The organism is Vibrio sp. 10N.222.55.C6, assembly GCF_041473395.1.
GTDB classification, from domain to species: domain Bacteria; phylum Pseudomonadota; class Gammaproteobacteria; order Enterobacterales; family Vibrionaceae; genus Vibrio; species Vibrio crassostreae_C.
This window is the reverse complement of sequence record NZ_JBFRSD010000010.1, coordinates 45,323-57,684: the sequence shown is the minus strand read 5'-3', so window position 1 is coordinate 57,684 and position 12,362 is coordinate 45,323. Positions and strand designations below refer to the sequence as shown.

General features: G+C 43.8%; 9 protein-coding genes and 1 pseudogene. 2 read left to right on the top strand and 8 right to left on the bottom strand.

The window, feature by feature from the left end; all coding sequences use genetic code 11:
* Positions 1–2: 2 nt before the first annotated feature.
* From sbcD to AB4486_RS10010, 4 genes and pseudogenes are all read right to left on the bottom strand, one after another.
* A complete protein-coding gene (sbcD, locus tag AB4486_RS10025; RefSeq protein WP_017063974.1) occupies positions 3–1,256 on the bottom strand; it encodes an exonuclease subunit SbcD in 1,254 nt (417 codons plus the stop codon).
* A gap of 213 nt (positions 1,257–1,469) precedes the next feature.
* Positions 1,470–1,643: pseudogene (locus tag AB4486_RS10020) on the bottom strand (porin family protein); the annotation flags it as partial.
* A 13-nt stretch (positions 1,644–1,656) separates the two neighbouring features.
* Positions 1,657–2,253 carry a LysE/ArgO family amino acid transporter gene (locus AB4486_RS10015; RefSeq protein WP_017059193.1) on the bottom strand — a complete coding sequence of 199 codons (597 nt, stop codon included), beginning with the start codon at positions 2,251–2,253 and terminating at the stop codon, positions 1,657–1,659.
* 14 nt (positions 2,254–2,267) lie between these two features.
* Entirely contained in the window at positions 2,268–2,792 is a 525-nt protein-coding gene (locus AB4486_RS10010) for a GNAT family N-acetyltransferase (protein WP_017059192.1), read from the bottom strand.
* Between the two features lie 459 nt (positions 2,793–3,251).
* On the opposite strand from AB4486_RS10010, the gene AB4486_RS10005 reads away from it, so the two are divergent.
* Positions 3,252–3,995 (top strand): class I SAM-dependent methyltransferase, encoded by a 744-nt coding sequence (locus AB4486_RS10005; protein WP_029235856.1) that lies wholly within the window; start codon positions 3,252–3,254, stop codon positions 3,993–3,995.
* 129 nt (positions 3,996–4,124) lie between these two features.
* On the opposite strand, the gene AB4486_RS10000 is transcribed toward AB4486_RS10005, so the two are convergent.
* The 4 genes from AB4486_RS10000 to AB4486_RS09985 form a co-directional block, all read right to left on the bottom strand.
* A complete protein-coding gene (locus tag AB4486_RS10000; protein ID WP_229647289.1) occupies positions 4,125–6,170 on the bottom strand; it encodes a TonB-dependent receptor domain-containing protein in 2,046 nt (681 codons plus the stop codon).
* A 181-nt stretch (positions 6,171–6,351) separates the two neighbouring features.
* A complete protein-coding gene (locus AB4486_RS09995; RefSeq protein WP_017059189.1) occupies positions 6,352–7,272 on the bottom strand; it encodes a LysR family transcriptional regulator in 921 nt (306 codons plus the stop codon).
* A gap of 229 nt (positions 7,273–7,501) precedes the next feature.
* The gene (locus tag AB4486_RS09990; RefSeq protein ID WP_372110476.1) at positions 7,502–9,691 is read right to left on the bottom strand and encodes an immunoglobulin-like domain-containing protein; all 2,190 of its coding nucleotides are present in this window, start codon (positions 9,689–9,691) and stop codon (positions 7,502–7,504) included.
* Between the two features lie 487 nt (positions 9,692–10,178).
* Entirely contained in the window at positions 10,179–11,177 is a 999-nt protein-coding gene (locus AB4486_RS09985) for an acetyltransferase (RefSeq protein ID WP_102428732.1), read from the bottom strand.
* Between the two features lie 414 nt (positions 11,178–11,591).
* On the opposite strand from AB4486_RS09985, the gene AB4486_RS09980 reads away from it, so the two are divergent.
* Positions 11,592–12,350, top strand: coding sequence for an FCD domain-containing protein (locus tag AB4486_RS09980; RefSeq protein WP_083190198.1), 759 nt, complete (start codon positions 11,592–11,594; stop codon positions 12,348–12,350).
* The last annotated feature ends 12 nt before the right edge of the window (positions 12,351–12,362 follow it).

The window sequence follows — 12,362 nt, the reverse complement described above, 5'->3', positions numbered from 1 at the left end:
GATTACTCTTCTACTTTATTGGGCGCTTGAGCGCTTTCAGACACTTCGACCATCACTTGTTTGAACTTCACCGTCATGCGCTCTAAACGCGCTTTTTCAGAATCGGTTTCAAACTCTTCTAAGGCAATACGCTTCGTAAACACGTCCATCGGGCTCAGTTCAGATAAGGTCTCTGCCGACTCTTGCTCTAATGCTTGATTACGACGCTCTCTTGCTCGGCGCAGTTGAAGTACTTCCACATTCAATCCTTCGGTCAGTGCGCGCATACGTTCTTGTAGATCCGACAAGTAATCTTGCGCTTGCACTTCTATCGATAACCATACGCTTTGGTCGCTATCTAAACCTATGTATTGGTTAAGCTGAGATTCGATCTCGCTCAAGTCGCCTTTGATTTCAGCTAGAGGTTGGAATGTGGGAACAGGCAGTTGAGAAATGGTGCGCTCACCTTCAACAAACTCAACCACACACACTTGTTTTTGAGACTTAAGTTCATCAAAACTTAGTGGGATTGGAGAGCCTGAATAACGAATGTATTCACGCTTTGCCACCACTTGTGGGCGATGGATATGACCAAGTGCGATATAGTCTGCGTCTGGGAAGCCATCAGCGGCGAAACCATCAAGGTTGCCGACATAGATATCACGCACAGAATCCGATTGTTGGACACCCATCGCCGTTAAATGACCGGTAGCGATAATCGGCATGTGCTCGCTGTTTACAAACGTCGCGCGCTTAGCAACCGCCGCATCATAAACACTTTGATAATGCTGTTTGATTGCATCGCCGAGTTGCTTCTGACGCTCAACGCCAGTGACACCCGCCTGGCTCATCAACACATCGCGAGGGCGAATAAAAGGAATGGCACAAACCAGCGCTTCTACATCGCCGTTCTTGCCTTTTAGTTCGACAACCTGAGTCGCATGATCTTCATTGGTGTTCGGAATTACGTCTGCGCCCATGTACTTCAGTAATTGCTGTGTCTCCTTCAACACAGACACCGAGTCATGGTTACCACCTAATAACACCAATTGGCAACCGATCTTGTTCGAATCGACCACAAACTTGTTATACATCTCACGAGCGTAACTCGGCGGTGTACTGGTATCGAAAATGTCGCCAGCAACAATGATCGCGTCGATGTCGTGCTCTGTAACTTGCTCAAGTAACCATTGTAAAAACCGTTCATGTTCATTCTTACGGCTTTTATTGTAGAAGTTTTGGCCAAGGTGCCAATCGGACGTGTGAAGAATCTTCATTGCTGCTCACTGGAAGTCGGTAATACCTTTAATCTACCAAAATAGTCGAGATAATTCCCTTTTATAAGCTTGTGAAAACCAACTAATTTCAGGCTTTGGACCAACTCCGCCCATAGCGTGACCAATCGTTATTTTTGACATAAAAAAACCGCTCAACGTTAGAGCGGTTTTAGGTGTCCATAGCTTTAGCTTTAAGCTATTTCACAGAGGTCGTCAAAAATTGTACGAAGCGCCCAGAGTTACTGTGCTAAACGCTACATCACGGCTTGCCAGTCTATTACCATTCGGGCCGAAGAATTCGATATTTACTGCATCTGCTTGTGAGATTAAACGTAAGGTTAGGCTTTCTACTGGCGTGTATTCAACACCTATACCAAAATGGAAGCCTAATTACGCGCAGCTAGACAATCAAAGATATTGCAATAGATGCCATGATCACGCCAACGACAAATTCCAACACCTTCCACGCTCTCGGGTTCTTAAACATTGGAGCCAAGAAGCGAGCGCCATATCCAAGTGAAAAGAAGAACACGAATGACGCCGATACCGCCCCAGCGCCAAACAACATTTGATCCGGTTGATATTGAGTTGAGATAGACCCCAGCAATACCACAGTATCCAAATACACATGCGGGTTAAGCCAAGTGAACGCCAAACACATCGCAATCGCTTTGGTTAATGAGTCTTTAGTTTCTGCCGTGGCTTCTAAGGCGTGGTTTTCGGTAAATGCTGATCGGAAGCTTAAGAATGAATAGACACCCAAAAAGATAGCGCCACCATAACGGGCGAACTGCTCAATTTGTGGGAACTGCTTAACGATTGCGCCAAAGCCCGTCACGCCAAAGCTAATCAGTAAGGCGTCAGAAATGGCACATACAGCACAAACTGCCAATACGTGTTGGTTCTTAAGCCCTTGCTTTAAAACAAACGCATTTTGAGAGCCAATCGCAAGAATCAGCGAAAGGCCAAGGGAGAAACCTGCAAAGTAAGTCGACATCTAAGGCTAGTCTCTTAACGCAACTCAATACTCATAAACTGGCTGTGCGGGTCTAACACATAATCAGCAAAGGGTTCACAGTATCCGAAGCCAAACTTTTCATACAGGTTACGCGCAGCCTTAAAGTAGTCTTCTGAGCCGGTCTCTAAACTGATTGTTTGATACTGGCGGGCGGTTGCTGTATCCAATACGTGCTGTAAAAGTTGGCTCGCAACACCTGACTTTCGAGCAAACTGTGAGGTTCTCATCGATTTGAGTTCAGCGTGTTGGGTATTTAGCTCTTTAATGGCAACACACCCAAGTAGTTGGCTGTCTTTCCAAGCACTGAAAAAAGTAATCTCTGGTGACTTGAGCCCATCTAGATCCAGTGCATGAACGCTTTCGGCTGGCGAAGTGGCGTACATATCAGCGAGGTGCTCTTCAAGTAATTCAATGACTTCCCCACCCGACAAGTCATCCACCTTAATTTCTATTGAAGCACTGCTTTCCAATGCTGTTCTATTTTCCATTGAACCCTGTGCATTTATTGCTGATGTCATTGTTTCAACTCTCCTTGTTTAGTTCGCTTATTTAGCTTGAGTGATTTGGTTTTTATCAACAGCCCACTTTCCTGAATTGTTTCCTTTTCAAGAACTCGGTTTGAATCAGTAAAATTACTGATTAATCATAAAATTATAAATGTCACACTGGGTTTACCTAGATACCATATTTTTCCTATCTCGTCTCGTGATAAAAGCGTTCCGCAAAGCCCGTATGGTCGCTGCATTGAGGGAGCAACACCTGTTTTAGTTAACGAATAAGTAGTCAGGGCAAAGTGAATAGCGATGACACGCGTACTGATGTTGTTGGCAGCTTAAACATCCCTTTAAACGGTCTCATTTAAAACGACCATAAGTTAGAAAATAAAACGCTTTCATTGATCGAATATTTGATTGCGATTTTCCAATTTCGGTATATGATGCGCCACCCTAATTTTTCAGCTTATGCTGCAGGCAAATATGTCCGCCAACGCACTCTATACCGACCTATCCGGTTACTATGATTTAATGTGTGTAGATATTGACTACCAAGCGCAAAGTAACTGCGTACGTAGACTCCATCAAATCTTTGGAAATGAAGGAAAAACACACCTCGACTTAGCTTGTGGCACTGGCCCACACGTTCGTCATTTTATTGATTTCGGTTACCAAAGCGGTGGCCTAGATCTTAACAAGCCGATGTTAGATATCGCAGAAGTTCGCTGCCCGGAAGCCAAGTTCTCAGTACAAAACATGAGTAACTTTGAGGTCACGGAACCACTCGATCTTATCACTTGCTTCCTGTATTCCATCCATTACAACGATGGCCTTGAGAAGCTTAAAGAGTGTATTGAAAGTGTGCATCGTGCGTTAAAGCCAGAAGGTATTTTCTGTTTTAACGTGGTTGATAAAGACAAGATCAGCAACGACCTGTTTGTTAGACACACAACAAACCAAGACAAAGACGATTTCACGTTCCGTTCTGGTTGGTATTACTCTGGTCAGGGTGATAAGCAAGCGCTAAAGCTTAGCATCGAAAAGACGACTGCTGGTGAAACTCAAGTGTGGAATGATGAACACCCAATGGTGGCATTCTCGTTTAAAGAGTTAATCGAGATATTGAAGCCCTACTTCGAGGTTAATATCTTCGAGCACGATTACGACAAGCTGATTCCTTGGGATACTCAGTCCGGTAATGCGCTGATCACATGTGTCAAAATCTAGATTAATAGATAAACGGCAAATTAAACCAAATCTATAGATCAAAAAAGAACCCACACTCGCCATTCTCCTTTTAGAGCATCAGCCAGTGTGGGTTCTTTTGTATCAAGCTATCAGTTACTGAACTCTAAATTAGAAGTCCGCTGTCATACCTACGTAGTAAGTACGTGGCTCTTCAACATAGCCCATGCTCTCTAGCTCTTGTGATACAGCTTCGTCAGTTAAGTTCGTGATACCTGCACGTAGTCGTACTGAAGCATTCACGTTGTAGACAGCACCTAGGTTCAGCGTTGTGTAAGCGTCTTGAGTTAGATCGCTTTCGATCTGACGTTCACCACGGTAACGCGCACTCACGAAAGTACTTAGATCGTAAGTTGGGCTCCAGTTCAGTTTAACTAAACCCGAATGCTTGTAACGCTCAAGTAATTCGTCACCAGTAGACTTATCTTCAGTGTCTAAGAATGTGTAATTACCAGACACACCCCATTCATCAGTAATTTGGAATTGGCCTGTAAGCTCAGCACCTTGAACTACAGCCTCTGATACGTTTGTATAAGTACGCTTACCATTCACATAGCCAGTTGAGCTTGAACTATCAGCGCAACCTTTACCCGATTCAAACACTCCGCCGTTCTCACAATAGGTTTCATCACGATCAATTAGGTCGTTGATTTCATTTCGGAATAAGGCACCTTCAACATTCCAACGAGGTTGGCTATAAATCGCAGCGATCTCATAGTTCAAGCTGGTTTCGGGCTTAAGATCTTCATTACCATGTAAATCACATACGCCTTTACAGCTATTAACTGTGTAGTCTGTCTGATTTTGAGTCAATGTTGGTGCTTTAAATGCTTTACCCACACCACCCTTGATGATCAGGTCATTCGTTGTTTGATGAACCAAGTACACACGTGGGCTGAACTCTTCACCGTACAGTTCATGCTTATCTAAACGACCACCAATGGTTGCCGTTAGTTGATCCGTCATTAACCATTGGTCTTGAACAAATAACGCACCTTGATAAGCTTCAGATGTACCATTGACTAAGTTTTCTTTGTTGGTTAATTCACTCAACTGGTAGTCCATACCAAACGTTACGGTGTGACTATCACCAAGATAAGTGGTCGCCGAAGCTTCAACAATTTGAGTCAGCTCTTCGATGTCACTGCTATAGTTAGTATCTGAGTCCGCAGCATCATTATCTGTCACATTTTCACGTGAATAACGTACTTGCGTGTCACCCCAGCTCCAAAAACCACTATGTGTGATCGCTTGGCTCTGACGTACAACACGTGTGTCAGACTCTATCACAGATGATACGTTTTCCGCAGATGACTCACGTTCGTCGTCACTGTAACCAAAATCGAAATCAATGGTTTGGTTGTCTGTTGCATTCCATGTCAGGCTCGCGAGTAAGCTTAATGTCTCTCTTTCTTCTAACGCAGTAATGTCTGAACGATCGTAACCAGAGCTATGCATACCAGAATAGGGTTGCCAAGCATCACGGCTAGTTTGGTTAACAGATAGGCGAGCAAACAACTCGTCTTCAATCAACGCACCAGATGTCGTGAAGCCCATCGAATACTCTTCCCCTCCATCACCATCAAGTGGAGATGAAGTGTCCATGCTCAGTGTAGAGCTCCAATCGTTTTCTGGAGCCTTAGTGATGATGTTGATTGTACCGCCCATACCATCTGAACCGTAAAGTGCAGACATTGGGCCACGGATTATTTCAACACGTTCGATCGAATCAGCAGGAATCGTTGATAGGTCGAAGTCGTTACCACGGATGATGGCACTTGCAGAGCTTAAACGACGACCGTTCACCATGATAAGAGTGTAATCTGAATCCATACCACGAATAGAGATCATCTGACGGCCAGCACGTGTGCTATCAAAATCAGACTCAACACTCGTTGATTCGGCAACGATGTCTGCCAAGGTAATACCAGGGCTGTCTTCGATGTCTTGCGCGGTGATAACCGACATTGAAGCTGGTGCTTGTTTTAGTGCCATCTCGGTACGAGTTGCCGTAACAACCATTTGCTCATCTGTTGCTTGCGCTTCTTCTTGCGCCAACACGTTAGCTGAAAGTGAGGTACAAATAACAGCGACTGCGATCGAAAGGGGTTTACGAACCAAAAGAGGTTTGCGAATCAAAAGAGATCTCTCAGACATGATATTCATTCTTATATGTGATTGGTAATGATAATGGTTTGCATTAAACAACCAACTACCACTCTTATCAACGAAAGTTTCATACCAAAAATCGATTCTCGTTATTCACCATTCAAATAATGAAAGAGATCTATATCCAACTCGATAGGTATTCGTAATTTTCATTCACCCTGCAGATGGATTATGTATAAAGCTCTTTGAATATATTGCGAACCCAGCGACACATCGGGTCGTTATGAAAGCGCTTATGCCAGTATAAGTAGACGTCTTCTGATGGGTGGCGCAACGCTTTAGGCACGCGTTTACAAACAAGATCTCTTTGCGTAGCGGCTTGTTGAGCAAAAGGTGTCGGTAAATGAAAGATGATGTCGGTTGCTTCTGCCATATCCGGCGCGACGTTAAAATTGGAAAGCTGAATTGGAATGGACAGCTGGCGCTGCTTATCAATCAAGCCAAGATCTTTAAATCGACTTTCGATCGAGAGCTTCTTATCCCCTTGCAGTGAGATTTGACCAAGTTGGCTATTCAACAAGTCATCAACCGTGATCTCTTTGTCCGCCAAAGGATGTTTTTTACTCATCAGCAAACGGTAATCGCGGCTAATCACGAACATTCGATACAAATTTTGCTCTGAACTTAACGGCTCGTGGGTCGACAACACAAAGTGCGCATCACCGGATAACAGAGGCTCAAAGTGTCGTTTAGGAATCGAGTCGATATCAACAGTCATGTTTGGCGCTTGTTGACGTATCTCCGCAACTACCTTGGGCAGCAAGTGCGCGACATTAGGCACTAAACCAAAGAAGCGAACCGTACTGTCACTGCTTTGCGGCTCGAATACATCGCCATGTACCAGCTTTTCTAAACGTGTCAGTACCGAATTGAGATCTTGCTTAATGGCTTCTGCTTTTGGCGTTAACTCATAGCCATAAGCCGCTCGCACCAATAGATCATCATTGAAAACGGTACGCAGTTTTTGCAGAGATCGGCTCACCGTAGGTTGGCTCATATCCAGCGCCAATGCCGTGTTGGAAACGTGCTTCTCTTCAAGAAGGTGTTTAAGAATAACGAGTAGATTGAGGTCGACTTGAGCAAGATTCATTATGCAAATATTAACAATATATAAAATTCAATGTGCGCATAGTGCTATTTCTTAACATGTAATACAATTGATAATCACTCCTATTTTGATCTAGAGCAATATGCAGAGCAGAGTTTAAGGTTAAGTGGGTTTTAAAGCTCTAAGTCAGAACTGTTTAAACATAAAAAAGAGAGGCACAATGGCCTCTCTTTGATCGTCTACTTTATATTGCTAGCGTTGAGCTATCAGACTACAGCTTTGTCCAAGCATCTTGCCAGTATTGGCTATCTGCTGGAGCGTAAGACGCGCTTGCACACCATGCCGTGTATGGCCAAGGCTTACATTCGTACAAGCCATTATCGCTGCCGACCACAATGTCACCCGCTGCGTAGTTTGTGCCCGCTTCATATGGAGGGTAATCACCTGGAGGAGGTGTTGTTCCGCCACCGTCTTTAACAGCGAACGAATCGTTTACCATCACCATTTCACCGTCAGATGCTTTACCGACTACTTCAAGTGCATATTGCCCTTCCGCTACATCGTATAAGTCGATGGTAATAGCACGGCTGTCCGTTACGTTAACCTTAGTTTGCTCAACCACAGTACCTGCATTGTTGATCACCATAGCGGTAACATCTAATGCTTCATTTGATGTCAGTGTCAGATCTAAACGCACGTTGCCGTTATCTGGCGCATATTGTGATTGAAGTCCTGAAACCGAAAGCTCTAAGTCATCGCCCGGATCTGGGTTACCACCACATGAAGAGTCTGAAACTTTTCTCCAAACACCCCATTCACCTGTTGTTCCCGGCTCTTCGCCACGAGTATACCAACCTGCAACCCACGTTGCTCCGTCATGCGAAACTTGGTCACCTTCCACATAAACTGTGTTTGAATCCCATGGAGCAGCACAGTTAGAACCATCAGTTACTGACACTTTACGGTCAGCAGTTACGGTTTGGTTCGCGCTATCTGTTACGCTGTATACAAGTGTGTAGTTGCCGATTTCATTCACATCGACACTGCCAGTGTGTGTGATGGTGCTTGTTAGGTCACCATCTTCAGCATCATTTGCACTAACATCCGCCATCGGATCAAATGCGTTACCTAACATGACAGTAGTATCAGACACGCCATCGAATACAGGTTTTTGGCTGTAAACTTCTACCGTTCTTGCTTTGGTTGTTTCATTGTTATCGCTATCTTTAACACGGTAAGTCAGTACATAAGTGCCGATAACCGCCGTTTCGACGTATCCTTCAACATCGATTGATGACGTTAGATCGCCGTCTTCTTTGTCTGTTGCCGTTACGCCATCCATAGGATCAAACGTTGTTCCGTGAAGAACACGCGTATTTTCGACACCTTTAAGAACAGGCTCACCCTCTACTGGTGGTGGCGTTACTTGACCGTGTACAAACGGGCCGTAGTCTTTAATGAACTGCTCGTTGTATTGTTGGCCGTTTTTGTTGGTGCCCATGTCCCAGTTAATAGACCAAGTCATTACACCACGTAGCGGTTGACCTTGCGCCGTTAGGCTATCAAATGCGTCGTATAAATCTTGTGGCTCTTGTACAAAACCGGTTGCTGCAGCATCGATGCTTGAAGGAATACCAAACACCAGCTTGTCATGTGGGATCTTGTGGAAACCACGCGTTCCGTTGATAAGAGAATCAGAAATGTAGTAGATGAACTCTTCTTTTAACGCATCGTTGTTTTGAGCAATCCAACCCACGCCTTCAACCCAGATACCATCGCCACCTTGGTTGTAGAATTGTGGGTTAATCCAGTCGTAATAGCCTTCTAGATTATCGATATAAGGAACGTACTTACCGCCTGTCGTGAGATACGGGAACTCAGGCGCCATAGTAATAAGGAAGTTTTTACCTTCAGCACGGTAGTGGTCTTTTACCAACTTAAGAGCATCAGGAATCACGGTTTGATTGTTTGCTGCGGTTACGGCTGCTTGTTCAAGGTCGATATCTAGGCCATCGAAACCGTAACGCTCAGTTAGACGGATAATCTCATCAGCAAAGGCTCTTTCATCACCGGTTTCTAGCTCTACGTGTGCATCCGCACCACCTAAAGCCAACAGCACAGAGCGACCTTGCTTGTTGAGTTCCGAGATTTGGTCAATAAATTGTTCTTCTGAAAGCCCAATGGTTGGGTCCAGTTTAAAAGTTGGGATTCGACCATCAGCCACATCGTAGACCTTCATGAATGACACATTCACGATGTTGTACATTGGGTTCACTTCATCCAGCGTCACACATGGCGCATTACCACCTTGGTAGCCGCCACCGTCACACCAGTTATGCCAATAGCCAACCACCACGCCAGAGTCTGGATTCGTCATATCTGAACCATTCGCATAAACAGCGCCAGACATTGCCGCCATGCCGAGCGATACTGCTAATTGTAGAGCTTTACGTTTCAACATTAGTCCCACTTCCTTACTTAACAGCTGTGCCAATCACAACCGAACCAATTCATTGTAATCATGAATATTTATAGAAAAGTAATGGAATTTTTAGGAAAAGATGACCTTTGATTTAACTTGTGATTTTAAGTCACAGATTGAATATCAGAATCAATATGATTTTGACTTTTCATTCAAATTGAAATGCTAAAAACTGTTATTTTCGGCTGAATGCATTGACCATATAAATATTTAATCAACCTTAATTCACTAAGATAATTAACCAAAAATATAAAAAATCACCGATAGGAAAAAATAAACTTTAAATCGGCAAAAATCACCCCAAATACGGCGTAATTACTGACCTAAGACCAGATACCATTGCGAGTGATATCACTAAAACAGCCTGGATATAGCCATCATACATGTGCTAGCAATACACACGTATAACGGAATATAGGAGCAAGAATTTGTAGGATTTTGAATGTATACGTCGGGAGTTTTTCAGTTAACCGTCAGTGCCAGATGAATAATATGCATCCAATAGTGAAATAAAATTCACCTTATCAAGTTCATTAAGTTGATTAATTCCAGCCGCTGCTTTTCTTCCTCCGCCAGTCGCAAAACTTGAGCAAATTTCGTCTGCACCCGTTCTATTTGATAATGGCGCACGTAAGCTCACCGTGTAAGACTCGCCGTCTTGGTTTTTCGTTAATACTGCTTGCGCTCGGTTTGGATCTTGATTAACGATTTCATTACCAAATACGCCACTGATGCGCCTTGCCCAAGTCTCGCCTGGTAGTTCAAACACACGTGCGACTTCACTTTCATAAACAGGAGCAAGGTTTGATAACTGCTGGCAATCATTTTGATAAGCAGCTCGCAGTCGATAAAACACAGAGTCTTTATCATCCAAAAGATCAAACGGATTCGGGTATTGATAAAGGGTTTTGTAGAGCTCAGCTGGCGTGAAATGCAAATCACTCAGTGACGAACCGTAACCGTTGTAGTTAACCAAGGTACCTAGCTCTTCTAGAAACTCTTTTTGAGATTGAGCGAATCCATTTTCATCCGCTAGCCGCGCCGCCACCGTTTTTAGATTGTCGCCAAAGGCAGCTGCGATTGCCCAAGCCACATGCGCACCATTCAGCTTCTGGTTAATCAGCAAGCTCGTGCAGCTCTCTGGCGCGGTATCAATCAGAGTATCTAAATGACTAGAAGTTGGGACATCCCCTGTTCGGTGGTGATCGCAATAAAATACATTGATGTTTGCGTCTAGCAGTGAGTGCAGTGCAGGCAGGTTTTTCTCCATCGATACATCTAAAACGGTAACGGAAGAAACATCACCTTGCTTACCCGGCTCCATAGTTTGAGTAACAACTTGAGAGACCAACTTAATATCACGCTTAACACCAGTAATGAGCACGCTCTCTCTTGGCTCACTTAATCGCAGCTGTAACAACGCGATTATGCCATCTGCGTCTCCGTTGAATACGTCGTAGTGCATGTTGTTCCTTTTACTCTCAATCAGATTAGGCTTGAAGTTTATATCTGTATTTTTACAAGCACCGTTGTTTATTATCAATATCAACTTGTTAGGTGATATAACTCTATTGAACATAGCGGTTATTCACGGCTTGTGCTATTGATCAAAAACTCAAGATTATACGAAATACGCTTAATCTCACTTCAAAACTATGAGCGCGTTCCTTGTATGGCTTTTGAAAGTTTAATATCGAAGTTGATAACCTTTTGTTCATGTACATAAAAGTGACCACAACGAACCGTTACGCTTTGATACAATTAGAGTTGGATTAGTTAGGTTTTTACTCGAATTGACATTTATAAGCGTTTAAAATGACTTTCGAGTTAGCGAAAACTTTCAATTCAAACCACAGATCCAAAGGTACACTGCATTTCCATGATCAACTTCGAACCCAAACGCCCTTATCAAACCCTCGGTCTTATCTTGAGAAAAGAACTATCTGATGGTCTTTACCCGATTGGAAGTCGTTTACCGCCCGAGCGAGATATTGCTGAGCGTCTATCCGTGAGCAGAGCTGTGGTTAGAGAAGCAATCATCATGCTGGAACTTGAGGGACTCGTTGAAGTAAAGAAAGGCTCGGGAGTGTACATCGTTAACTTACCGACTACATCAACAGTGGCACAAAATGAAGATGTAGGTCCTTTTGAAATGCTTCAAGCAAGACAGTTATTGGAAAGCAGTATTGCTGAGTTTGCTGCAACACAAGCAACCCCTGCTGATATCGAAAAAATGCGTGAAGCTCTAGAAATTGAGCGCCGCGAAATTGAAAACAATGTCCAAAATCCGGTTGGTGACAGAATGTTCCATCAGTGTATTGCCGAAGCGACACAGAATTCTGTGCTGGTCGATATTCTAAAGGAATCGTGGGAACGTCGTGAGTCTAGCCCTATGTGGAAGATACTGCATACACATATCGAGATCCAAGACTATAGGAAAGAGTGGCTAGATGATCATGCTGCTATTTTGCTAGCAATGAGACGCAAGAACCCAATCGAAGCCAAGCAAGCGATGTGGCAACATCTAGAACATGTGAAGATTAGGCTTTTAGAGCTTTCTGATTTTACCGACCCTAATTTTGATGGTTATCTGTTTAACTCCATTCCCGCTATCGCGACATCAAAAGACAATCTTTAGAAAATAGGTGAC

What these genes read in the sequence shown, in the direction of transcription:
- AB4486_RS10010 (WP_017059192.1), bottom strand. Translation starts at nt 2,792, where the DNA reads ATGACATCAGCAATAAATGCACAGGGTTCAATGGAAAATAGAACAGCA.
- AB4486_RS09985 (WP_102428732.1), bottom strand. Translation starts at nt 11,177, where the DNA reads ATGCACTACGACGTATTCAACGGAGACGCAGATGGCATAATCGCGTTG.
- AB4486_RS09995 (WP_017059189.1), bottom strand. Translation starts at nt 7,272, where the DNA reads ATGAATCTTGCTCAAGTCGACCTCAATCTACTCGTTATTCTTAAACAC.
- sbcD (WP_017063974.1), bottom strand. Translation starts at nt 1,256, where the DNA reads ATGAAGATTCTTCACACGTCCGATTGGCACCTTGGCCAAAACTTCTAC.
- AB4486_RS10000 (WP_229647289.1), bottom strand. Translation starts at nt 6,170, where the DNA reads ATGTCTGAGAGATCTCTTTTGATTCGCAAACCTCTTTTGGTTCGTAAA.
- AB4486_RS10005 (WP_029235856.1), top strand. Translation starts at nt 3,252, where the DNA reads ATGTCCGCCAACGCACTCTATACCGACCTATCCGGTTACTATGATTTA.
- AB4486_RS10015 (WP_017059193.1), bottom strand. Translation starts at nt 2,253, where the DNA reads ATGTCGACTTACTTTGCAGGTTTCTCCCTTGGCCTTTCGCTGATTCTT.
- AB4486_RS09980 (WP_083190198.1), top strand. Translation starts at nt 11,592, where the DNA reads ATGATCAACTTCGAACCCAAACGCCCTTATCAAACCCTCGGTCTTATC.
- AB4486_RS09990 (WP_372110476.1), bottom strand. Translation starts at nt 9,691, where the DNA reads ATGTTGAAACGTAAAGCTCTACAATTAGCAGTATCGCTCGGCATGGCG.